We start from the raw sequence: 23,383 nt of genomic DNA, 5'->3' as shown, positions 1-23,383 counted from the left end.
AGCCGACTCCATTGTTTTTATGTTCCGGGAAATTACAGAGGTTGTCCTGCGTTAAGCCGTTTTGCATGCTCGATCGCGTCATTTTCCGGCGCGTTTGAGCGCCCGAACGGACGGGCCAGCGCCATGTAAATCAGACCGGAGATCACCACTACCGCCAGCCCCACCAGCACCGTCCAGCGGTCGATAAAGCTGGCGCTCTCGGCCGGTTGCGCCAGCAGCCAGATCCCGCACAGGCCGTAGGCCAGCGCCAGGATATTGACCAGCATGCCCCAGCCGCCGACGCTCCACTCCCCGGCCGGTTTCCAGCCCTTCAGCCGCTGGCGCAGCGCCGCCAGCACCACCATCTGGAAGGAGATGTAGATGCCGATAACCGCAAAGGCGGTGATGCGCGCCAGGTTATCCGGCTGGAAGTAGACCCACACGCAGATGAGCACCGGCAGCAGGCAGCTGACGATCATCGCGTTATCCGGGACGCTGTTTTTCGACAGCTTCGACATCCAGGCGCTACCCGGCAGCATCTGATCGCGGGAGAAGGAGAAGATCAGGCGGCTTAAGGCGGCCTGCAGGGAGAGAATGCACGACAGCATGGCGATCACCGCGATGATGATAAACACCGTGGCGCCAGTCTCGCCGAGGGCTTCGTTGAGGATCGCCGGGATCGGATCGGCAATTTGGCCGTTAACGATATTCATCAGGTTCGGGGAGGCCAGCAGGTAGCCGAGGATCGAGACCATCGCCGAGAGGGCGCCAAACACGATGCTGAGGATCATCGCAATCGGGATCTTTTTGCTCGGGTTTTTCACCTCTTCCGCCACGTTGCCGCAGGCTTCAAAGCCGAAGAACATAAACAGGCCGATCAGCGCCGCCGCCATAAATGCCGGCTGGTAGCTGCCGTCTTTGGCGATCACCCCCATCGAGTCGAAGACTACCGAGAAGGGCTGCGCGCGATGGAACAGCAGCAGATAAATCCCCAGCGCAATCACGCTGACAATTTCACACCAGAAGCCAATCCGGGCGACCCGGGCGAGGTTTTTGGTCCCCGACATGTTGATGGCCATCATCATCAGCAGCAGCACCACCGAGGTGATCAGCATGTTGCCGGCCGAAGTTTCAAAGCCGAACAGCGATCCGACGAAGGTGGCGGTATATTCCGCCACCGAGGTGATGGTCACCACCAGCGCCCAGAGGTAGATCCAGGCGGCGATCCACGCATATTTCCGGCCCCACAGGCGACGCGCCCAGGGATAGAGACCGCCGGTAATCGGATACTGCGACGCCACTTCGCCAAACACCAGCGCCACCAGCAGCTGTCCGCAGGCCACAATCGGGATCCACCAGATGGCCGGCGGCCCCGCCAGCGTCACAGCCAGCGCAAACAGGGAGTAGACCGCCGTCAGCGGCGAGAGGTAGGTGAACCCGAGCGAGAAGTTAGAGATAAGGCCGATGGAGCGGTGAAATTGCTGTGTATTATCGCTATGAATTGCTTCACTTTTCTTGCCAGAAGTCTGTTCCATACGTTTATTCTCTGTGATGGGGTTGAGTCGCAGGTAACACGAATCAAGGTATAGAAGAGCGCCTCAAGGCCGTACAGCGTTGCCCTCGCGATTTGTTAAGATTTGTATGGATATGTCACGTTTTTGTTAAGGATAACCGGCATTTTCCGTGAGCCGCATCACGTGAGGTTTTAAGATCCCGCCCTGGAGACGCATTTTCCCCGCCATTTCGCTGTTTTTCACGCCTGCATCACAAAATTCAAACAATCACTCATGAACAGGCCCATTTCGTCAAAATGTAGATATTTTTAATTTATGGCTACGAAATGCACTGCCCTGCTCCTGAAACTTTCTGAGAGGATTGATTCTGATGAATGCACTTACCGCCGTAAAACAGCCCGACGAGGCGTTGTCCCGGACCATCACCGGTTTCAGCATCACGACATCCGTGCAGTCTCCGCGTTTGCTGGAGCTGACGTTCTCAGCGGAGGTTACCCAGCAGTTCCTGCGGGAGGTGGAGCAGTGGCCCGTTCAGGCCCTGGAGTACAAATCCTTCCTGCGCTTTCGGGTGGCGAAGATCCTCGATGACCTGTGCGGCAACCAGCTCCAGCCCCTGCTGCTGAACACGATGCTCAGCCGTGACCAGGGCGCGCTGCTGATTTCCGCCGAGGGGGTGGATAACGTCACTCAGGCCGACGAGATGGTGAAGATCGCCACCGCGGTCGCGCACCTGATCGGTCGCTCCAATTACGACGCCATGAGCGGCCAGTACTACGCCCGCTTTACGGTAAAAAACGTTGATAACTCCGACAGCTATCTGCGCCAGCCCCACCGCGTGCTGGAGCTGCACAACGACGGCACCTTCGTCGACGAAGTCACCGACTACGTGCTGATGATGAAGATCGACGAGCAGAACATGCAGGGCGGCAACTCCCTGCTGCTGCACCTCGACGACTGGGAGTCGCTGGATACCTTCTTCAGCCATCCGCTGGCCCGTCGCCCGCTGCGCTGGACCGCGCCGCCGAGCAAAAACGTCGCCGCCGATGTGTTCCACCCGGTGTTTGACGTCGACCAGCAGGGCCGCCCGGTGATGCGCTATATCGATCAGTTCGTCCAGCCGAAAGATTTTGAAGAGGGCGTCTGGTTAAGCGAACTTTCTGACGCGCTGGAGGGCAGCAAAAACATCGTCTCCATTCCGGTACCGGTGGGTAAATTCCTGCTGATCAACAATATGTTCTGGCTGCACGGCCGGGATCGCTTCACCCCGCATCCGGATCTGCGCCGGGAGCTGATGCGCCAGCGCGGGTATATCAGCTACGCCACCACCCACTATCAGACTCATCAGTAGGAATTGAGCGGATGTATGACTTCGTGATTATCGGCGGCGGCATTATCGGCATGTCGACCGCCATGCAGCTGATTGAACTCTACCCGGACGCCCGCATCGCCCTGCTGGAGAAGGAGGCGGGCCCGGCCTGCCACCAGACCGGGCACAACAGCGGGGTGATCCACGCCGGGGTCTATTACACCCCCGGCAGCCTGAAGGCGCAGTTCTGCCTGGCGGGCAACCGGGCGACCAAAGCCTTCTGCGATCAACACAACATCCGCTACGACACCTGCGGCAAGATGCTGGTAGCCACTTCTCCGCTGGAGATGGAGCGCATGCGGGCCCTGTGGGACCGCACCGCCGCCAACGGCATCGAGCGCGAATGGCTCAGCGCCGCCGAACTGCGCGAGCGCGAGCCCAACATCACCGGGCTGGGCGGGATTTTTGTCCCCTCCAGCGGGATCGTCAGCTATCGCGAGGTGGCGGCGGCGATGGCAAGCCGCTTCCAGGCGAAGGGCGGAGAAGTGATTTATCGCGCCGAGGTCAGCGCCCTGAAAGAGCACGCCGACCGGGTGGTGATCCACACCCACGACGGACGCGATTTTGCAGCCACCACATTAATCAGCTGCTCCGGGCTGATGGCCGACCGGCTGGTGAAGATGCTCGGCATCGACCCCGGGTTTATCATCTGCCCGTTCCGCGGGGAGTATTTCCGCCTCGCGCCGGAGCACGACCGGATCGTCAACCACCTTATCTACCCCATCCCCGACCCCGCGATGCCGTTTCTCGGCGTGCATCTCACCCGGATGATCGACGGCAGCGTGACGGTGGGGCCGAACGCGGTGCTGGCCTTCAAGCGCGAGGGCTACCGCAAGGGCGATTTCTCCTTGTCCGATATGCTGGAAATTATGGGCTCGACGGGCATTCGCCGGGTAGTGCAGAACAACCTGCGCTCGGGCCTGGGCGAGATGAAAAATTCGCTGTGCAAAAGCGGCTATCTGAAGCTGGTGCAGAAGTACTGCCCGGGGCTGACGGTGAAGGATCTGCACCCCTGGCCTGCGGGTGTGAGGGCGCAGGCAGTTTCGCCAGAAGGTAAGCTGATCGACGACTTTTTATTTGTCACCACGCCGCGCACCATCCATACCTGTAATGCCCCCTCCCCGGCGGCGACCTCGGCGATCCCCATCGGGGCGCATATTGTGAGCAAGGTTCAGACCCTGCTCGCCAGCCAGCACAACCCCGGGCGTTCACTGCGGGCTGCCGGTAGTGTGGAGACCTTACATGCCGCGTTTACCCGTTAATCATTCTGAGACAGGAAGCCACCATGCAACTCAACGATCCCAGCTTATTCCGCCAGCAGGCTTATATAGAAGGAGAGTGGTGCGACGCCCACAGTGGTGAGACCCTCGCCGTGACCAACCCGGCGAACGGCCAGACTCTGGGCAGCGTGCCGAAAATGGGTGCCGACGAGACCCGCGAGGCGATTGAGGCGGCGAACCGCGGCCTGCCCGCCTGGCGAGCCCTCACCGCCAAAGAGCGCGCCAACATTCTGCGCCGCTGGTTCGATTTGATGATGGCGAACCAGGACGATCTGGCTCAGCTGATGACCCTCGAGCAGGGCAAACCCCTGGCGGAAGCCAAGGGCGAGATCAGCTATGCCGCCTCTTTTATAGAGTGGTTCGCCGAAGAGGGGAAACGCGTCTATGGGGATACCATTCCGGGCCATCAGGCGGACAAGCGGCTGATCGTGATTAAGCAGCCGATTGGCGTGACCGCTGCCATCACTCCGTGGAACTTCCCGGCGGCGATGATCACCCGCAAGGCCGGTCCGGCCCTGGCGGCAGGCTGCACCATGGTCCTCAAACCCGCCAGCCAGACCCCCTACTCCGCGCTGGCGCTGGCCGAACTGGCGCAACGCGCCGGGATCCCGGCAGGGGTGTTTAACGTGGTGACCGGTTCGGCGTCCGATATCGGCAACGAGCTGACCGGCAACCCGCTGGTGCGCAAGCTCTCCTTTACCGGCTCGACCGGGATAGGCCGCCAGCTGATGGCCCAGTGCGCGAAGGACATCAAAAAGGTCTCGCTGGAGCTGGGGGGCAACGCGCCCTTTATTGTCTTTGACGATGCCGACCTCGATAAGGCCGTGGAAGGGGCGCTGGCCTCGAAGTTCCGCAACGCCGGGCAGACCTGCGTCTGCGCCAACCGCCTGTACGTGCAGGACGGCGTCTACGATCGCTTTGCCGAAAAACTCCAGCAGGCGGTGGAGAAGATGCAGATCGGCGACGGCCTGACCCAGGGCGTGACCATCGGGCCGCTGATCGACAGCAAGGCGGTGGATAAGGTCGAAGAACACATTGCCGACGCGGTGGAGAAAGGCGCGCGGATTATTACCGGCGGATCGCAGCATAAACTCGGCGGCAACTTCTTCCAACCGACTATTCTGGTAGATGTACCCGGTGATGCGAAAGTGGCAAAAGAGGAGACCTTCGGCCCGCTGGCGCCGCTGTTCCGCTTTAAAGATGAAGCCGATGTTATCCATATGGCTAACGACACCGAGTTCGGCCTCGCCGCCTACTTCTATGCCCGTGATTTGAGCCGCGTGTTCCGCGTCGGCGAGGCGCTGGAGTACGGCATCGTCGGGATCAACACCGGGATTATCTCCAACGAAGTGGCCCCGTTTGGCGGCATTAAAGCCTCCGGCCTGGGTCGGGAAGGTTCCAAATACGGCATCGAAGATTACTTAGAAATCAAATATATGTGCATCGGCCTTTAATTCAGGAGCATCCAATGAGCACCAACAAAGAGTTAATGCAGCGTCGTAGCAATGCCGTACCCCGCGGCGTGGGTCAGATCCACCCGATTTTTGCCGCCCGCGCCGAGAACTGCCGGGTATGGGACGTCGAAGGCCGTGAGTATCTTGATTTCGCCGGAGGGATTGCGGTGCTGAACACCGGGCATCTGCACCCGGAGGTGGTCAGCGCCGTGGAAGCGCAGCTGAAAAAGCTGTCGCACACCTGCTTCCAGGTGCTGGCCTATGAACCCTATCTGGAGCTTTGCGAAACCCTGAACCAGAAAGTGCCGGGCGATTTCCCGAAAAAGACCCTGCTGGTAACTACCGGCTCCGAAGCGGTCGAGAACGCGGTGAAAATTGCCCGCGCGGCCACCAAACGCAACGGCACCATCGCCTTTACCGGGGCCTATCATGGCCGCACCCACTACACCCTGTCGCTCACCGGGAAAGTGAATCCTTACTCAGCGGGCATGGGGCTGATGCCGGGCCACGTCTATCGCGCGCTCTATCCCTGCGCCCTGCACGGCATCAGCGATGACGACGCCATCGCCAGCATCCATCGCATCTTCAAGAACGATGCCGCGCCGGAAGATATCGCCGCCATCGTGATCGAACCCGTGCAGGGTGAAGGCGGCTTCTACGCCACCTCCCCGGCCTTTATGCAGCGTCTGCGCGACCTGTGCGACGAGCACGGCATCATGCTGATCGCCGATGAAGTGCAGAGCGGCGCGGGCCGCACCGGGACCTTCTTCGCCATGGAGCAGATGGGCGTCGCGGCGGATATCACCACCTTCGCCAAATCCATTGCTGGCGGCTTCCCGCTGGCGGGCGTCACCGGACGCGCCGAAGTGATGGACGCCATCGCCCCGGGCGGACTGGGCGGCACTTACGCCGGGAGCCCGATCGCCTGCGCCGCCGCGCTGGCGGTAATCAAGGTCTTCGAGCAGGAGGATCTGCTGGGCAAAGCCAACAAGCTGGGTAACACCCTGCGCGAAGGCCTGCTGGCTATCGCCGAAAAACACCCTGAGATCGGCGACGTTCGCGGCCTGGGGGCGATGATCGCCATCGAGCTGTTTGAAGAGGGTGACCACCATAAGCCGAACGCCGCCCTGACGGCGCAGATTGTGGCCCGGGCGCGGGACAAAGGGCTGATCCTGCTCTCCTGCGGCCCGTACTACAACGTGCTGCGCATCCTGGTGCCGCTGACCGTGGAAGAGGCGCAGCTTCAGCAGGGGCTGGCGATTATCGCCGAATGTTTTGACGAGGCGAAGCAGGGTTAATCTTTACGCCCGGTGCAGGCCGGGCCGTATTCAAGGAGCACGACCATGACCATCATTTCCCAGGCAACGGCCATCGACGGCTACCGCTGGCTGAAGAACGACATTATCCGCGGCGTGTATCACCCGGATGAGAAGCTGCGGATGAGCCTGCTGACCTCCCGGTATGAACTGGGCGTCGGCCCGCTGCGCGAAGCGCTCTCGCAGCTGGTTGCCGAGGGGCTGGTCACGGTCATTAACCAGAAGGGCTACCGGGTGGCACCCATGTCCGAACAGGAGCTGCTCGATATCTTTGACGCACGCGCCAATATGGAGGCGATGCTGGTGCGCCTCGCTATAGAGCGCGGCGGCGAAGAGTGGGAAGCCGACCTTCTCGCCCGGATGCATCTGCTGAACAAGCTCGAATCCCGTGACGCCAGCGAGACGATGCTGGACGAGTGGGATCAGCGTCATCAGGCGTTTCATACGGCGATTGTGGTGGGGTGTGGGTCGCGGTATTTGATGCAGATGCGGGAGCGGCTGTTTGACCTGGCGGCACGGTATCGGTATGTGTGGCTGCGGAAGACTGTGCTGTCGGTGGCGATGTTAGAAGAGAAGCATGTGGAGCATCAGAAGCTGATGGATGCGGTGCTGGCGCGGGATGGGGTGCTGGCAGGGGAATTGATGTATCAGCACTTGCTGACGCCGATTCCGATAATTAGGGGGGCGATGGGGGTGGGTTTGGGGACCTGATGAGGAAAGTGCACCTTAAAACAGGCGTTATCGGGTTAAGGTGCATTTTCAGAGGCAGTTAAGCCACCCCAATATCCGCGCCGCCCAAGTAACGGGCATGCAAAAATGCCGAACTCATGGCATCGATATCCTCGCCTGCTACACCGAATTCCTCAAAATGGTTACGCCACTCCCTGACCACGCGCCAGATGCGATCAATCTCGGCAATTGCATCAGCACGGCTTACTCCAAAGCGCTCACACCAGGAAACTGCATTACCCAGCGTGGCCTCTTTACCATATGCACCAACTCCTAAGTGCAGACGACGATGATGGGAATGCACCGGGCGAGGCACCACGTCATAGAGCGGACTGATTCGCCACGCCAGCGTCATTTTCTCCTGCGGCTCCTGCTTCCCTTTCACAGGGGCCTGCGCAGGCGATTCCATCAAAACAAAACCATGGTTACGCAGGTGATCGTCATCGTTGTTCACCAGGATATTAAATACCATTCGGCGGTACAGCTCCCTCAGGTCGTCTGAAAGATGGGCTGCGCCAAGGTGTCGACGCATGGCATCCGCCAGGTCCGCATAGCTGCTTTCTATAGATGCCATTTCGTGAATATTCATTAAGGTAAGTGCAGAGACAAAATGGCGCCGCCCGGTATTTTCGCCCCGGCCCACGCGATCAAAACGTTTAATCAACATCGCAAAGCGCCCGGGCCCTATCTCCTCAAGGCGGGTCTCAGGAACCTGAAGTCCTGCCGCGTTTGCAAGTCGTAACGTGGCGTGTTCTATAGCCGGATAACAGAATCCACGATCGGTACGCGAAGAAAATTTCGCTAGCCAGTGACTACCATCCTCCACAACCACCGTCGCTTTTGGTCGCATACCGCCCATGCTGGAACCTGCGTCAAATATGCCATGCAGATTGGCAGGTAAAGGCGCGCCGTTCTCGATTCTCTCCGCGGCATCAAACAGATACCCCAGAGACTTTATATCCGCCGATGCCTCCAGATTTCTGGATGGCTGTCCATCATAGGTGATATCCAGGGCACCCGTTCGGTTTGGCCCAGCCTCAAGCAGGTAGACAGACTCAGGTAATGAATTCGCCGGAACCCGCTTTTTAGCTTCAATAACCCGTCGTCCCCAGGCATCTGGCGCTGCATCCCGAATCCCGCCAAACAACGTCGACTCCTGCGCAAATAACGCCTGCCTTGCGACCTGCTGGCCCTGCAACATACCCAGCCCAACAGGATCAACTTCTATCGCACCGTTTCGTTTCAGGTATTTAAGACCATAGATAAAACGTGATGACCGAAGGTCAGTCCCCTCCTCCTGTAAATTCAATTTTCCGGCCGGGACAGACTCTGTTGCCCCGGGTAAAAATGCATGTATCAGCAACGTGTTCTCAGAAATCATATTCATCCAACTCCTTGTCACTTAATGGCCGTGCGCGACGGGGACGACGAAGGCTCTCCACGGCCTGTACGGCGTTATCCTCCTTCGTGATGACATCCGCAAGCGTTGCACCGGGACGAACCACATCGAGATAACGCAAAATCTGGCCGATAGCGACACCGGGGTCGCCATTCTCGATACGACTGACTGTGTTACGGCTGATGTTGGCGCGTACCGCGACTTCTGACTGCGGAATTTTTCGCGCAATACGACTTTGCGCCAGCCCATAGCCCAGGTCAGATAGCTGGCGGCTTAATTCCGAAGTGAGTAAATCCTGTTGCGTACGCTTCATTTTGCACCTTAAAACACGCACTAAAGAGTTAATGCTAATTTTAAGGTGCATTTGTTCGTTTTTCAAACAGGATTTGTTGGCAGCCTCCCTACTACCCTTAAGCCACATATAAGCAGGATCAGCCATGGTAAAAGCGCCTTTGATTGGTGACATTCTTCGTGATAAACCGGTAGCAAATTGACGTCAAAAACAGGTTAAAAACTAAAAACGCGACTGCAGTAAAGGCTGTAAAAGTTTGATTATTGGGAGAGAGAGTTTGCCAAGGCAGCAAACGGAGCAGCGCCCAAAACAAAAAGGTGAAAAGAGCTATTTTCCCGAACCGCCTTAATGTGGATAACGCCCACTCTTTTGGAAGCTCAGCAGGCTTTGTGTTACGAGTAATAGCGTTATAAGCGCTAATAATCACACCCATTAAAGGAACGCTAATTAACGTGTTGATGACAAGGCTTATATAACTGCTGATTGAATCATAGGGTTCAGGATCGGGTTCGCCCAATACCTTTTTCGCTATCTTCCCGGCATCAGTGTAGCTAATGTGCGTATAGATGAAGCTATCCACGAGATCTTCATAGGGCACCACCCATGCGACAACTAGCATGACAATAAACAAAAGTACGATCCTGATTGATGTCCACATTCCTTGTAAAAACATACGTCACCTGACGCCTCTGAATAATATGCACGCTATGGTAAAAGGTTTATATTGATCACTCCATATTAACCGTCTGGATAGATTCTTATTTCAGTACCAGGGTGATTGATTAAAGGGAGATGTATTTATGGAGCCAACACTTGAGCAGATTATTGAGATCATTCAGGAAAACTTCGGGCCTTATCGCAAACCTATCGACAAAAACTCACGAGTTGAAGAGGACCTGCATATCTGTGGCGACGATGGCACAGACCTTTTAGAGGTCTGTGAACAAGCATTTAATATTTCATTTGATACTGAGGATAATAGTTTCCGTAACAGGTTCTCCCTCGCCGAGGATGAATACCTTTTTACCAGTGAAGGACTTGATCTTTTTGGCATATGTCGGTTTGTTGACTGGCTACGCGGCATACCGAAGCCGGTTATTCGGGATGTCACGGTAGGTAAGCTGCATCACGTAATAGTTGAAGCTGTTAGAGAACAAACCAAACAGGATTGAACATATATAAATTCATTATCATTAATACAGCCTCAATCCATTCATTATATTATAATTTAAAAGCAGTCTAATCGCGCTTATTACGTTTTATATTACTCTGGACTTAATTTTATTTACTGGGTAAATTTACAGGTGTTATTTAACGCAATACGGGCATGCGCCAACATGCCCGTATCGCTCATCACAATCACTATTGACTGAGAATAGTAACCATGACTGATATCGATTGTATTGCAGAATCACTGCAACCAGAAGTATTTGAAGCTGACGACCGGGTATTTACCGTGAGTTATGCGACGCGGTATGGAGATTATACCCGCATCCCTGCATTTATTATGAAAGGTCTTTGGCTCAATGAAGCCGGGTTCAGCACCGGAACGAAGGTCGACGTAAAGGTCATGAAGGGCTGCATGATCCTGACGTCCCGGCAGGGAGAGCCGGAGATAGAGACGCTGATGCGCGAGGTGAGCCAACTGTCGGAGCAGAAACAACAGCAGGTGATGGACTTTGTTGGGGTGATCTCCGGGAAGCTGCGAAAGGCTTAAGCCAGCGATGGAATGAGAAAGGCGCCAGTGCGGCGCCTTTTATACTGGTTATTAGAGGCTGGCAGATAAAAAGACCGACTCCCTGCAAACCTACCGGGAGTCCTGATCGTATTATCTTACTAACTCAGCAACCCAGCGAAGTAATTCAATTAAAGAATACTGCCCAAAGAGTTCGCCCTCATTTGTCACCCAGATCGGGAAAAACAGTAACAGGCAAGTTGCGAACAGGCTTGTCAGAATAAAACTCATGAACCAGCCGCTACGTAAAATCTTCTTATTAACCGCCCATTTAGCCAGATGTTGACCCATTCGCCAGCGGACCCAGCCCCTGCGCCATAAATACCCCAGGAAAGCGATAACAACGGCAGCGATGGCAATAAACAAGCCACAGTAACGCGCCAGTACCTCCAGGGAAGCGAGTAAATTCTGCTGGTTATCCCAGCGCAGGAACGGCGTAAGATAAACCCGTCCTGCCATGTCGTTGAACCAGATGTTGCTATAGGCGGTATAAAGCGGCATCAACAGATAAATAATGACAGCGCTGAAGATTGCCCACTTTACCACCGACCAGTTATGCACAGCCTGCGTAATGGCTTTCAGGCTGGTCAGGGCCTCGTCAATATAGGTTGTAGTCACTCCACGATTCATCGCTTCGCGGAGCATCTCCCCGGATTTACCCGTGCGATTTGCATCCAGCATATCCTGGTGAGCTTCCGACTCCATAAAGGTGGCCACCGTTTTACGGCTACACGCCGCAACAAGCGGATTCAGCAGTTTTCCTTTGGTGGAGCAATAAACAAGCTCATTAAGATCGTTTTTAAGCATCAACTCAACAACATGCCCCGCATCGAGTATCTGCGGATGACGACCGTAAACGATCCAGTTAACGGGCTGTTCCGTAAGCTGAGCCTGTCGTAACTGGCTCGTAAATCGGGCAAAGGGTACGCTGGCGTTGTAGATAAAATTAACGTTACGTAAATCCTCATCAATACTGGACTCTGCGAGCTCAACGGCGCCATAACTTGCCAGTTGTGGGATGCCCGCTTTGTAGAGGCCATCTTTAATGAACGTCGGCACATCTTCACGATGGTAGATCAACTGGTAACGAGGCACGGCAACGCTGGCAAGCCGGGTAATGCGGGTTGTTTCGCCTGTTCCGTCGCAGGGGGAACAGCGCTGGTTTCCCGAGCCGCTACAGTGGCCGCAGTTCACCTTACCGCCTGTGCAGGTGTAGCACATCCGGTAGTGGCTCTCCGTGCGATACTGATTGGTGTAGTGATCGAAATGGCTTCGCTGTTCCAGTACCTGCCCACTTCCTCCACAGGTGGTGCAGCTCACGCGACCAGAACCATAGCACCAGGAGCAGTTGACCTGTCCGCGTCCATTGCAGCTAGTGCAGTTTTCAATTAAACAGAGGCGTGTTGGATGGGAATAGATTTCTTGCTCTTTTTGAAGCGCACCGTAAGGGTGGGAAAGCACCAGTGCTTGTGCTTCACGAAGAGTTTCTGCGCGAGATAAGACAGCGCTGGTTTCAGCCTGGAGAGCCTCGGCGTACTGGAAAGTACTGGTAAAAACGCGGGTGCCGCTCCCGGCGCTGACTCTTCCTACCTGAGTGTGATCTGTTGTCTCAACACGAAAATGGAGACTTAAGTTAATCTGGTAGTCAAAATCGATTTTTTCGACCAGGTCCAGTTCAAGATTATCTGGCTGTAGCCTCGTCGAGCGTTCCACGAAGTTTTGAATGGTTGTAGAGCACGTATCCAGCCACGCGTCTTTCATCTTCATTCCCTAAATTGAGATTTGTTATCGGCAGAATGATATGGCTTTGCCCAGGTTAGGCAACTACTAATAAACGGAGTTTGAGGGGAGTAAATGCGGGGTATTTGGCGTATATAAAATGCGATGTATTGAGCCTGACGTAATTCCTTGATTAGCGTTGATGGTTAATTTTTTTATTTAGTGCGGTGTTTGGGTAGGATAAAAAAGACTACTAATTTTAAATGGTTTAATTGAATCCTGATACCTTCGGCTATCTCATGACGTGGTTAAAAAGTTCGCGAATTTTGTCTAAGACCTACTGATAATCTGCATTTACCAAGAGCTAAGTGACGTGTTATGGGGATTATACCTGCGTCCTAGCGTTCCTTCTGAAAGACCAGTGATTGAATGGAATCAGATTCAGTACCGGAATGAAGATTGATGTGAGGGTGCCAATGGGAACCTTTTTTGTTACTTGTGAAAAACTTGTAAGTTGATCGAGTGGGGTTTTGCGAGCATCATCGCAATTATTTACCTTCTTGCGTAAAACGATGGCTTCCAGCAAAACTCTCGAACAAGCAATTACCGACATCACCATCTGGCGCAAAGGCGATCAGCGTGCGCCGCATAAGCCTTTACTGCTTCTGTATGTGCTGGCGAACTATCAGCAGGGGCACGCTCGCCTGTTCAATTACGGTATGGAAATCCGCGATCAGCTGCATAGCCTGCTGGAACGTTTTGGTCCGCAACGCGCGCAGTACCGCCCCGATATGCCGTTCTGGCGGCTTAAAGGCGATGGGTTCTGGGAACTTCAGAATGATGAGTTTTGTTCAACGACGGGTAGCAGCAGACAGCCACCTGCTGGAGAACTGGTAAAGCATAACGTCGCGGGCGGGTTTGATGAACAACACTATGCGCTGCTGGGTAAGAACAAAAACCTTATTGGCTCACTTGCGCAGCAGATTCTGGAAGCCCATTTTCCAGAAAGCATCCAAGAAGAAATCGCTGACGAGATGGGGTTTGATATCAGGCAGATCCGCAAGGTTCGCGACCCGCAGTTCCGTCAGCAGGTGCTCCGAGCTTATAACTACCAATGCGCTATATGTGGATTCAACATGCGGCACGATCATTCTTCCGTTGCGCTTGAGGCGGCACATATCAAATGGAAGCAGCACGGCGGGCCGTGTGAAATTCCGAATGGTCTGGCGCTGTGTGCGATTCACCATAAGGCGTTTGATAAGGGGTCGATTGGGTTGGATGAGGAAATGCGGGTGTTGGTGTCGAAAGGCGTAAATGGGAATGGAATCGTTGGGAAACTGTTCTGGGATTTTGCTGGGAAGCAAATTGCACTGCCGATAATGAAGGGGGATTTTCCACGGGAGGGGTTTGTGGAATGGCATAGGCGAGAAGTGTTTAGTGGACGAGTGCGAAGGCCGGACTCGAACATCGCAAACAACCCTATGCTTTTAAATGAAAAAAAATATTGTAAACGCTTTAGTACCATCATAAGTACCAACAATGATAATAGCATTGATACAAGATAACATGATATTCAACCGCATTGTAACAAAAAACATTCGCATACATGAAATATATGATATTATCTATAAAATTCTTAAGCAAGGTTTGCGAAAAAATAGAAAATATAAACCAATATATCTTTTCCGCTTATCAAAAAAAATAGCCTGTCTTTGCAAACAGGCTTTTTCTACAACATCATTCAGGATAAATAAAAATCATTCCCTCAGGAACTTTATCTAATTTTTCCCGGTATTCATCACTAATAATTTCAATTACAGACCCTTCAGAAAAAGCATTTTTCAAAAATATCATGTGTTCATTTTTTGAACCGCTAAATAATCTCACTTTATTACTTTTAGGCAGCGAAATTCCGGATATGAGAGACTCTAAAACGTTACTGTTAAGAGATAGTTCCTTAACTATAATCTTTGCATTCTCAGGATCAAAATTTATTACTAACTTCTTATTCTCCTCCAGCGCATGGCAACTACCTGATTTTTTGGTAATAATATTTTTATTTGTATCCAAAGCAACAGTAACATATTTCAATTCATATAGAAATGGTGTTTTTATTTGCGCCACGCGACTTATTTTAGATACATAGCGATTAAGTATATATTGCGCTTGTTCATTTCTTAATTGTGCAACTATAACATAATCACTAAGAAGCTCTTTAAACTCACAAATAGGAGGAGTTAAGGGCTTAGACAAATTCCAATATATATTTTTCCATTCGTCTTGATAATAAAGAGAGGAAGATAAAGCCTGTTTATCATTTACGTCATACTGGCTCATATGTACGACACTGCCACAAATGAAAAGCAAATGCACATCAAGACTTTTAGATAAAGTTAGATGAGCTATATCACAAGGCTGGGTAAGATTAACTAAAAACTGCTCTGAATCCTTTCTCTTTAAAACTGTACCAAATCTTAAATTCCTCTTCAGCCAAGAAAAACGAAGAAAGTGAAGATACGGGAAAGCATGATCGCTTATCAAAGAAACATTATCTTCAATAGGAAAAGGTTCACTTGGTTTAAACCAATGTTCTTGATGCCAATTAACATCTTTGAATAAATTTTTTAAGAATAGACGTGAATCAGCCACTTCATTACCGGGTGTTATTTTATCATTCGACTCAAGCGCATCTATCAACACATCTCCAAATTCTCTCACTTTAGAATTATGAGGATTAAGTGAGCTTTCAAATTCTGACGATATTTTTTTAAAAATAACATCTGAAAAATATTCGTAAAAACTTAGATTATCGCTTTTGGATGTTCTGTAAATAATGTCTAAAGTATGAGCATCTAAAGTCCATAATGTTCTCGACAAATTATGCGTAGCATTATTGAAATTATTAATCCATTCATGCAAAAAGTTTTCGATAGGCTGAATGAATAGTTTTTGCTTAAATATTTGTTGGAACGTAGTTTTCCAGATTATTTCCTCATTAAGATCAGTTAAATTTGGTTTACTAAGAATACGAAATCTTGAGCTTGTCATTTCTACTCTTGATTTTATTTCCAAAAAATCATCTGATAATTGTTGACTATAAGATGACATTAAAATAAAAGAGCAAAAGCAGCTTTTTTTATCCAACCGCTCTTTTATTTCCTTCAGGAAAGGGATGGTCAACTTTTGATTATCATCGACTAAAAGATAGTCTACAAGAATTAGATCGTAGCATTCGGATTCGATTGATAGAAGAAAATCTTGTGTGTTATGAAACTCATTAATATCCTTTGGCTCTAAACCATACTCTCCCTCACATAACCATTCAATAACATTACGCACAGGCCCTATTAAAGCATTTCTTCTTGAAAGGGCCTCAACCTTTAATTTTTGAAGATAAAGAGGTAGTTTCAGACATACAGATTCATCATTAATATATTTAACCAAATCCTCAATATTATTAAAAGATAATGACAAATCATTTAGGTTATTAGACAATTCTTCATACTCTGGAGACGTTGAGTCCATCAAAGCTTCTAAGATATTATCCTTGTCAACTCGATGTAAATCATCCTCATTTACTGAGTTATTAAGATCGTCATCTATAATCGCAATTTTGAAATTCATTAATCATCCCTCTTTGGAAGTTCGATAACAAAACGTCTTAGGCGACCGTCCGGGAATGGTTCTGAGTCTAAGTAAATATCAGAATCATAATTAGCAGAAACTTCCTTAGCAATGTATAGTCCGTAGCCATGTCCGTCTTTTCTCAGAGAAAAACCCGGACTGAATATACGTTCACGATCTGAAGGAGAAATGCCTGGACCATTGTCATAAATTTCAATGACACTGGCATCCGAGTCGATATTAATATATATAGTGGCAGAATCATCACCAGGCATGATGAAACCTGTTTTAAGCCAGTGTACAGAATTCAATATAATGTTTTCAATAGTTAAACTAACAAAACCTTTAACCATTTTAACCAAAAAAGTTTGGTTGGTAATGGGTATACTGTTAAATGTAAGAACAAATTTTATATTATGCCTTAAAAATCGGGCCTTATACCCATTTATTATTGTTTTTATCAAACCGACCAATTCAAACTGACCTTTTCGATTGCGTCCGCTTGTGCTTAGTGGATCTAACTGTCTCAATCTTGTATTCAATGTTTTAATTTCGACTTCGAGCTTATTTAGTAAATCGGAAGTTTCGTCATCAGCATTTTTAGCGATTTTACTTAGTAGAGAACGTGTTTGAGATGTGGTTCTAGTTAATTCATGCATTACACTTCTCATGACATTACCTACACCTGCTAACTCTAAGATATCTTCCCTTTGCTCTTGAAGTGTATTTATAGCATCACGAAAACCCTTGACGCTATTAGTTATAAACTGCATGTTTTGATGCAATGATACAATTTGTGTTTTACATTCCGGTGATTTAGTTTGTATTTCATGAATAATTTTTTCAGACTCTTTAAGTCTTGATTCAATAGAATCAATTCCTTCATCAAGAAGCTGGTTTTCAGTTTCTTTTTTCTGAACTTTTTCCTCTGCTTGAACATGGGAACGAAGCTCTGATAAGGCAAAATCTTGAATTATACCTCTCAAGAGATCTATTGTTGCACTATCGATTAGGCCCTCGCGATTAGATCGATCAATAAGAAGTGGATTAGATATTTTTGTTATCTCAAGAGCTCCAACAGTCTGAATTCTATTTAAAGTTAACCCTCTCCCTCTTAATGCTTTGTTATCAATGTCTAGCCAATCTCCATCTTTAGTAGAGCCAGACAACCCGACTCGGAATCCGTCACGATAAATAGCGACACCACCATTCCAAAGGTCTAATTCAGCTCTAATGGATTTAAGTTCAGGACCAAGCTTTCTTTGCATTAATTTTGATCTGTTAAACCATTTTATTCTTAGTGTAAATGGGCCTATGGAATCTAAATCTTTTATACTACACTCATACTTACTACAAAGATCCCTCACCGTTCTCGATTGAGGAACCGAAGAGTTTTCTAACCCAGGAATACTGATCACAGTCTTCAAGATTTCAGATGAAAGCTCTGCGTTTTTTTTTGGAGTAAACTTTAATACTAAATCTCTATCAGCAAGCTCAATTAGTTTTGTATCAATTGGTTTGATGGGGATACGTTTTGAATTATTATAATAGAGGTCAATTGGAAAACGACGTAAATCAGTTTGAAATGGATTATTTAAACGTCGTAAAAAACCATTTACTATATCATTTAATATTCTCTTTTCTGACCAATCTGAAGTTAAAGAATATATAGATATTCTAGTACCACTTTCAGTTTTTCCATTTTTAACAACTTCATTTATAGGAAAATTTATTTGCCCTATCAATAGCTCAGATGAATCAAAAGCATTCCAATCAAACTCAATCCTATGGGCATTCTCTTCATTTTTTGTCCATGTTTCAACATGTGCTATAGCTCCCAATCTCATCATTGAAAGTCGTCCAATCCCTTTATTTCCTAAAACTGGAGAACCATCATCTTTTGTGTCAAAAACTTTTTTATACGAGGTACCTATAGTTAGAAATGCTTTCTTTAAACTTAATGAATTCATTCCTGAACCAGAATCTTCAAATTCAATATAATTAATTTTGTTTAGCCCACCTTTTAGTGAGCTCAAATCAGTTGAATTTCTTACTAGCTCAACTGACGAATCAAAATCTAAGATTTCGTCATTTTCATTTAAAATTCGCCAGTTATTTTTTAATTTATTTAATATTAAGGATTTAATATCACTTAAAGAAATGAGATTATCGACCGAATCATCAATCATCTCATTGCACTCCGAAACTATATGAGATGAAATGGGACAGAAAAACTTTATAGAGACTCGGCTTGAGCCAGAATCGAATGCATTTTTAATCAATTCGTAGATTGCTACCTCATCAGAAGTAATCAATTCAGAACCAAGATGGAGCAATGTTCTCGCCGCAACTGCAAACTCTGCCATGAGCTGACCTCGTATATGAATTAGTCTTTTATAATGAAAAATAATCCTTATCTACTGATATGATGGGTTCACCTTCACATGTAAATGATTCATCTTCACTTATGGGATGCTATGAAGACACTCTTTTAACATCAGTAGTTGAGAAACATGCTTTATAACTTTATCATATTAAATATCAGTAGCATATAATTTTTTAATGCTCTATGTAGCTCTGTGTTCGTCGGACTCTCATATGATAAATAGCAAGTAACTTCCTCTAAGTACTGTTTATAAAAACAGTAAAAAACCTTTCCTTACTGGATAACTTCCCCAGCAATGTGCTATTCTCACTGGCAATTTAATCCAGTAGAGATAGGCGATGGAAAACTTACTCACTCAACCTACATATGTTCCACATTTCTCAGGCCATGAGACTTTCCCACTGAAGCAGATGTGGTTGAAAAAGTCTTATGACCAAAAAAACAGTGATAACACCCTTGACAAATCTATTTTTACCCGTGATGAAGCAATCGGTGTGTTTGGCGTAGGTAAAAACATGGTGTCCTCCATCAAGCATTGGTCTCTAGCATGTGGGCTATTGGAGGAGTCCAATAACAGTAAGGGAGTTTTTATTATTCCAAAAGAATGGGATATGATCCTTCAGGATAAAGGATTAGATCCTTTTTGTGAAAACCCCTGCACTGCTTGGCTTGCTCATTGGCGTTTAGCCGGTTTACCGGCTGCTAATAGTAAACATCGCTCTACAACATGGAGCTATCTTTTTAACAATATAACGTCTTCGTCATTTTCACGAGACAATCTTGTAGAGCGTATTAGAGATTACGCATCTGAAAGAAATGTAAAAATCTCAGAGGCAACATTAAAGAGAGATGTTGAGGCATGCATTAGATCATACTGCCCAAAATCAGATAATAATATAGAGGAAAATGCAGAACCTCTGTTATCAGAATTAGGTTTGATTCAAGAGGAAAGCCGAGGGCTATTTTCCTTCAAGAGAGGCCAAAAATACTCTCTCAGCGATCATATTTTTATTTTTTCTCTCATTGAGTTTTGGGAGTCTCTATATTCCGAAGCTAACACGTTATCTTTTGAAACCATAGCATATGGTCCGTCATCCCCAGGAAGAGTATTTAAGCTTGATGAAGATTCTGTCGCGGACAGACTTTCAACTCTTGAAGAAAAAACAAATGGTTTCTTAAAGTGGTCTGATTCTTCAGGAATTAGACAAGTTGTAATATCAAATACATCTGAAAAGCAGTTAGCTAACTTAAAAATTGAACAAATTAATATGGCTTATGGTGATTTATAATGTTAATGGACAAAGTTAAAATTACTCAACAATACCAACGCTCTGTCCGAATTGATACAGATATGGGACGTCTGGATTCATTAGATGGATATATTTGTAATAAATCAGCACAGAGTGTTTTCAATAATTTTTGCACTCAAATCATCAACTCTGAACAAAGAGCTTTTACTTTAACTGGCCCATATGGTAGCGGGAAATCATCTCTTGCCATCACGCTTCTTTCTACGTTACATCCTAATAAAGAAATAAGAAAAAAAGCTTATACTCGTTTAGATAAAAGTATTTCGCCATTATTTAAAAAAGCTTTTCCTATCACTAACGGTTGGAATATTTTACCAATTACGGGTAAAAGAACCAACATCGTACAAGAAATAGACAACTCGTTGGATAAACAGACAAAATCTAACAACAAGAAAGAAATTAAGCCAACAGGTGCTGATCTCATTGATCGGCTAAAAGCTCTTAGTAATTCTTCAACATATGACGGTTTAATTATAGTCATCGATGAAATGGGAAAATTCCTTGAGTATTCGGCTCAAGAGGAAAACGATATACATTTCTACCAAGATCTTGCTGAGGCAGCTTCAAGGAGTAACGGCAAGTTAATTGTTATTGGAATTCTGCATCAAGCATTTAGACAATACTCATCAAAATTAGGTCATGAGATACAAAACGAATGGGCTAAAGTGCAAGGGCGGTATGCAGATATACCATTAATTTCATCAAGTGATGAAACCATTGAACTATTGTCTAAAGCGATTTCAATTAGCGAAGAGTCAAAAAATAATATTAATGTAAATGCTGCTCATATAGTAGCTGATGAAGTTAGAAAGAGAAGACCTTCAATCAGTACACAGTTAGTAGACTCTTTAATAAAATGTTGGCCATTACATCCAACAATGGCGATTATTTTAGGACCAGCATCAAGAAGACATTTCGGTCAAAACGAAAGGAGTATTTTTGGTTTCCTGAGCTCTCCAGAACCTCATGCGTTCCATGATTTTCTGAAATCAACAAAACATAGCGAAGATCAAACATACACTCCAGAGCATTATTGGAATTTTTTGCGTACAAACCTTGAGCCAGCAATCCTATCTTCACCGGACGGTCATCGATGGGCTCAGTCTGTAGAAGCCGTTGAGCGCGTGGAAGCTGGTTCTGACAAGTTAAAAGTTAGCCTGATAAAAAATATTGCAATATTGGATTTCTTCAGAAACAGCACTGGGCTACCTGCATCTAATGAAGTAATTAAAAGTATTTATCAAGGTAATATAAATTATGATTTAGAGACATTATTAAGTGAATTAAAGAAATCAAATATTATCGTTTACAGGAAACATCTTGAATCTTGGGCTGTTTTTGAAGGAAGTGATTTTGATATAGATGAGGAAATCAAGAATGAATTGAATAATATATCATCTCTTGATTTCGAACTGTTGTCTAAAGCAGCAGGTATTCGCCCTGTCGTGGCTAAAAAGCATTATTACCAAACGGGCTCATTACGCTGGATGGATATATCTCTTTGTTCCTCAGAGGTATTTAAAGGGAAACTAAAAAACTTATCCCCTATTACTTCTGATAAATTTGGCGAACTTTTTGTCATATTCCCAGAAAAAGGAATGACTAATGCTCAACTCAAAATAGAAATTAATAAAAGTAGCAATATCATACCTGAAAACATTATTCCTGGTGTACCTATTAAGACAGATAAAATCGTCGAGAATGGGTGTGAGCTTATGGCTTTATATAGAATCTTGGAAAGTAATCATGAAATCATAAGTGATTCCGTAGCCAGGAGAGAAATTTATGCACGAATAACGGTTCTAAAAAACATTATTGAAGAACTATTAAGAGAGGCATTACGCTATTCAGAATGGTTAGTTAATGGTTCATGGGTAAATATAGATAATTATTCATCTATTGTATCTACATTTGCAGATAAAATATTTAATGATGCCCCATGCCTAAAAAGCGAATTAATAAATCGCAACAGTCTTTCACCTAATGCTGTTAAAGCACGTAAAGACCTACTCTACAAAATGCTCTATGCTGAAAATCAAGAAAACTTAGGGCTGTCAGGTTGGCCAGCCGAAAGAGGCTTACATGAGACATTATTAGTAATTCCCAAAATACATAAATCTACAAATGGGGAATTTGGATTTACTATTCCAAAACTTAACGATGATGTTGCAGTCTTGACACCTCTATTTAAATTCACCGATAAACTTTTTGCAGATGAAAACAAGCTTGTATCAGTACAACAACTGTTTTCACTGTGGGGCAAACCACCCTTTGGTGTAAAGAATGGGGTTCATCCCGTTCTCTTTTTAGTATATATTTTAGCCAAAAAAGATACGATGGCTTTATATAAAGATAATTACTTTATATCAAAGATAACAGATAGTGAAATAGATGAACTTCTACAGGACTCTTCACGTTTCCATATGAAGAAAATCATCATTGATGAAAACAAAAATAATCTTCTTTCTAAAATTAGAGAAATATTGATTCAGCTTAATATTCCTTCTACTGGCGAAGAACCTTTGGAGATTGCAAGATCGCTTGTTGGCATGGTTTATGCCCTTCCTGAATGGTCTAAACGAACTTCAACATTATCTGAAGATAGCAAGAAAATGAGAGATCTTTTGCTAAGAGCGTCAGATCCACACAAACTGCTATTTGTCGATTTACCATTTACATTCCTTTCAAAGAATGAACGTGAACTTTTGGAAAAGATTGAATGTTCCATTAAAGAATTAGTTCATTCTTACGACAGTCTTTTGGAAAATATCCGTAATAAGATGTTAATAGCACTAGATGCAATTAACAGTGATTATACTGAGATTAAAGAGAGAGCAAATACAGTTTCAGGGATATCTGGTGATTTCCGGTTTGATGCCTTTTCGACCCGACTCAAAGAATTAGATGAAACAAACGAAAGTATTGAAAGCATATTAAGCTTAGCGGCAAATAAACCAACAAGACTATGGTCTGATAATGATATTGATATCGCATTGATAGAAATCGCAGCGTGGTCTAAAAAATTCAAAAGAATTGAAATTTTATCTTCAATTAAGAATAGAAAACCAACAAGAGAGGCTTTTGCATTTATTTTCGATGATCAAGAAAATGGAACAGTGCAAGCTGAGTATGACATTAAATCATCTGACATAAAAATAGTTGAAAATATTTCACAAAAAATTCTTAGTCAAATACATAATAATGAACTTAGCAAAAGCATTTTATTAGCAGCCCTTGCAAAAGTTAGCATTGCAATTGTGAATGGTAAGGATGATTAATT

Annotated in this window: 16 protein-coding genes and 1 pseudogene; 10 read left to right on the top strand and 7 right to left on the bottom strand. The window is 46.9% G+C overall.

All coding sequences use genetic code 11. From position 1 onward, the window contains the following. Window positions 1-32 precede the first annotated feature (32 nt). Window positions 33-1,514: an APC family permease gene (locus ACP4QI_RS02370; protein ID WP_231313190.1), complete on the bottom strand. Its 1,482-nt coding sequence runs from the start codon at window positions 1,512-1,514 to the stop codon at window positions 33-35. Between the two features lie 349 nt (window positions 1,515-1,863). Here ACP4QI_RS02370 and glaH point away from each other — a divergent pair, with 349 nt between their 5' ends. The 5 genes from glaH to csiR are packed head-to-tail and all read left to right on the top strand — an operon-like array spanning window position 1,864 to window position 7,620. Beyond that, complete coding sequence (glaH, locus tag ACP4QI_RS02365; RefSeq protein WP_426495470.1) at window positions 1,864-2,841, top strand: glutarate dioxygenase GlaH; 978 nt, start codon at window positions 1,864-1,866, stop codon at window positions 2,839-2,841. Window positions 2,842-2,852: 11 nt separating this feature from the next. Then, a complete protein-coding gene (gene lhgO, locus ACP4QI_RS02360) occupies window positions 2,853-4,121 on the top strand; it encodes an L-2-hydroxyglutarate oxidase (protein ID WP_426495469.1) in 1,269 nt (422 codons plus the stop codon). Window positions 4,122-4,144: 23 nt separating this feature from the next. After that, the gene (gene gabD, locus ACP4QI_RS02355) at window positions 4,145-5,593 is read left to right on the top strand and encodes an NADP-dependent succinate-semialdehyde dehydrogenase (protein ID WP_426495468.1); all 1,449 of its coding nucleotides are present in this window, start codon (window positions 4,145-4,147) and stop codon (window positions 5,591-5,593) included. Between the two features lie 14 nt (window positions 5,594-5,607). Next, window positions 5,608-6,891 carry a 4-aminobutyrate--2-oxoglutarate transaminase gene (gene gabT, locus ACP4QI_RS02350; protein WP_426495467.1) on the top strand — a complete coding sequence of 428 codons (1,284 nt, stop codon included), beginning with the start codon at window positions 5,608-5,610 and terminating at the stop codon, window positions 6,889-6,891. 45 nt (window positions 6,892-6,936) lie between these two features. Next, window positions 6,937-7,620 carry a DNA-binding transcriptional regulator CsiR gene (csiR, locus tag ACP4QI_RS02345; RefSeq protein ID WP_426495466.1) on the top strand — a complete coding sequence of 228 codons (684 nt, stop codon included), beginning with the start codon at window positions 6,937-6,939 and terminating at the stop codon, window positions 7,618-7,620. Between the two features lie 58 nt (window positions 7,621-7,678). Here csiR and ACP4QI_RS02340 read toward each other — a convergent pair whose 3' ends face one another. The 3 genes from ACP4QI_RS02340 to ACP4QI_RS02330 are packed head-to-tail and all read right to left on the bottom strand — an operon-like array spanning window position 7,679 to window position 10,002. Next, window positions 7,679-9,025, bottom strand: a complete 1,347-nt coding sequence (locus ACP4QI_RS02340) for a type II toxin-antitoxin system HipA family toxin (RefSeq protein WP_426495465.1) — start codon at window positions 9,023-9,025, stop codon at window positions 7,679-7,681. Further along, a complete protein-coding gene (locus ACP4QI_RS02335; protein WP_426495464.1) occupies window positions 9,009-9,476 on the bottom strand; it encodes a helix-turn-helix domain-containing protein in 468 nt (155 codons plus the stop codon). Before ACP4QI_RS02335 ends, ACP4QI_RS02340 begins: the two co-directional genes overlap by 17 nt. Beyond that, on the bottom strand, window positions 9,469-10,002 hold the full coding sequence (locus ACP4QI_RS02330; protein ID WP_426495463.1) for a hypothetical protein: 534 nt from the start codon (window positions 10,000-10,002) through the stop codon (window positions 9,469-9,471). Before ACP4QI_RS02330 ends, ACP4QI_RS02335 begins: the two co-directional genes overlap by 8 nt. A 127-nt stretch (window positions 10,003-10,129) precedes the next feature. On the opposite strand from ACP4QI_RS02330, the gene ACP4QI_RS02325 reads away from it, so the two are divergent. After that, a complete protein-coding gene (locus ACP4QI_RS02325; protein WP_426495462.1) occupies window positions 10,130-10,501 on the top strand; it encodes a hypothetical protein in 372 nt (123 codons plus the stop codon). Window positions 10,502-10,713: 212 nt separating this feature from the next. Further along, window positions 10,714-11,046, top strand: a complete 333-nt coding sequence (gene symE / locus ACP4QI_RS02320) for an endoribonuclease SymE (RefSeq protein WP_426495461.1) — start codon at window positions 10,714-10,716, stop codon at window positions 11,044-11,046. Between the two features lie 111 nt (window positions 11,047-11,157). Here the strand turns inward: symE and ACP4QI_RS02315 are convergent, their stop codons facing one another. After that, window positions 11,158-12,825, bottom strand: a complete 1,668-nt coding sequence (locus tag ACP4QI_RS02315) for a DnaJ-like cysteine-rich domain-containing protein (protein ID WP_426495460.1) — start codon at window positions 12,823-12,825, stop codon at window positions 11,158-11,160. Between the two features lie 530 nt (window positions 12,826-13,355). Between ACP4QI_RS02315 and ACP4QI_RS02310 the strand changes: the two are divergent. Beyond that, a pseudogene (locus tag ACP4QI_RS02310) lies at window positions 13,356-14,225 on the top strand (phosphorothioated DNA-binding restriction endonuclease); the annotation flags it as partial. Between the two features lie 295 nt (window positions 14,226-14,520). On the opposite strand, the gene ACP4QI_RS02305 reads toward ACP4QI_RS02310, so the two are convergent. Both ACP4QI_RS02305 and ACP4QI_RS02300 read right to left on the bottom strand, forming a co-directional pair. Beyond that, window positions 14,521-16,407, bottom strand: a complete 1,887-nt coding sequence (locus ACP4QI_RS02305; protein ID WP_426495459.1) for a hypothetical protein — start codon at window positions 16,405-16,407, stop codon at window positions 14,521-14,523. Next, window positions 16,407-18,773, bottom strand: a complete 2,367-nt coding sequence (locus tag ACP4QI_RS02300; protein WP_045341607.1) for a sensor histidine kinase — start codon at window positions 18,771-18,773, stop codon at window positions 16,407-16,409. The genes ACP4QI_RS02305 and ACP4QI_RS02300 overlap by 1 nt, the downstream gene beginning before the upstream one ends. Window positions 18,774-19,131: 358 nt before the next feature. On the opposite strand from ACP4QI_RS02300, the gene ACP4QI_RS02295 reads away from it, so the two are divergent. Both ACP4QI_RS02295 and ACP4QI_RS02290 read left to right on the top strand, forming a co-directional pair. Next, the gene (locus ACP4QI_RS02295) at window positions 19,132-20,082 is read left to right on the top strand and encodes a DUF4007 family protein (protein ID WP_045341606.1); all 951 of its coding nucleotides are present in this window, start codon (window positions 19,132-19,134) and stop codon (window positions 20,080-20,082) included. After that, entirely contained in the window at window positions 20,082-23,381 is a 3,300-nt protein-coding gene (locus ACP4QI_RS02290; RefSeq protein WP_426495458.1) for an ATP-binding protein, read from the top strand. The genes ACP4QI_RS02295 and ACP4QI_RS02290 overlap by 1 nt, the downstream gene beginning before the upstream one ends. Window positions 23,382-23,383: the final 2 nt, after the last annotated feature.

The organism is Leclercia sp. TB492, from assembly GCF_049974505.2.
GTDB classification, from domain to species: domain Bacteria; phylum Pseudomonadota; class Gammaproteobacteria; order Enterobacterales; family Enterobacteriaceae; genus Enterobacter; species Enterobacter adecarboxylatus_C.
Note: the sequence above shows the minus strand (reverse complement) of the source record. Positions and strands in the feature narration are given on the sequence as shown.

Bases quoted from the DNA above. Each gene is read 5' to 3' on its own strand.
- ACP4QI_RS02325 (WP_426495462.1), top strand. From the start codon at position 10,130: ATGGAGCCAACACTTGAGCAGATTATTGAGATCATTCAGGAAAACTTC.
- ACP4QI_RS02315 (WP_426495460.1), bottom strand. From the start codon at position 12,825: ATGAAAGACGCGTGGCTGGATACGTGCTCTACAACCATTCAAAACTTC.
- symE (WP_426495461.1), top strand. From the start codon at position 10,714: ATGACTGATATCGATTGTATTGCAGAATCACTGCAACCAGAAGTATTT.
- ACP4QI_RS02300 (WP_045341607.1), bottom strand. From the start codon at position 18,773: ATGGCAGAGTTTGCAGTTGCGGCGAGAACATTGCTCCATCTTGGTTCT.
- ACP4QI_RS02295 (WP_045341606.1), top strand. From the start codon at position 19,132: ATGGAAAACTTACTCACTCAACCTACATATGTTCCACATTTCTCAGGC.
- csiR (WP_426495466.1), top strand. From the start codon at position 6,937: ATGACCATCATTTCCCAGGCAACGGCCATCGACGGCTACCGCTGGCTG.
- ACP4QI_RS02340 (WP_426495465.1), bottom strand. From the start codon at position 9,025: ATGAATATGATTTCTGAGAACACGTTGCTGATACATGCATTTTTACCC.
- ACP4QI_RS02290 (WP_426495458.1), top strand. From the start codon at position 20,082: ATGTTAATGGACAAAGTTAAAATTACTCAACAATACCAACGCTCTGTC.
- ACP4QI_RS02305 (WP_426495459.1), bottom strand. From the start codon at position 16,407: ATGAATTTCAAAATTGCGATTATAGATGACGATCTTAATAACTCAGTA.
- gabD (WP_426495468.1), top strand. From the start codon at position 4,145: ATGCAACTCAACGATCCCAGCTTATTCCGCCAGCAGGCTTATATAGAA.
- gabT (WP_426495467.1), top strand. From the start codon at position 5,608: ATGAGCACCAACAAAGAGTTAATGCAGCGTCGTAGCAATGCCGTACCC.
- ACP4QI_RS02335 (WP_426495464.1), bottom strand. From the start codon at position 9,476: ATGGCTGATCCTGCTTATATGTGGCTTAAGGGTAGTAGGGAGGCTGCC.
- ACP4QI_RS02370 (WP_231313190.1), bottom strand. From the start codon at position 1,514: ATGGAACAGACTTCTGGCAAGAAAAGTGAAGCAATTCATAGCGATAAT.
- glaH (WP_426495470.1), top strand. From the start codon at position 1,864: ATGAATGCACTTACCGCCGTAAAACAGCCCGACGAGGCGTTGTCCCGG.
- ACP4QI_RS02330 (WP_426495463.1), bottom strand. From the start codon at position 10,002: ATGTTTTTACAAGGAATGTGGACATCAATCAGGATCGTACTTTTGTTT.
- lhgO (WP_426495469.1), top strand. From the start codon at position 2,853: ATGTATGACTTCGTGATTATCGGCGGCGGCATTATCGGCATGTCGACC.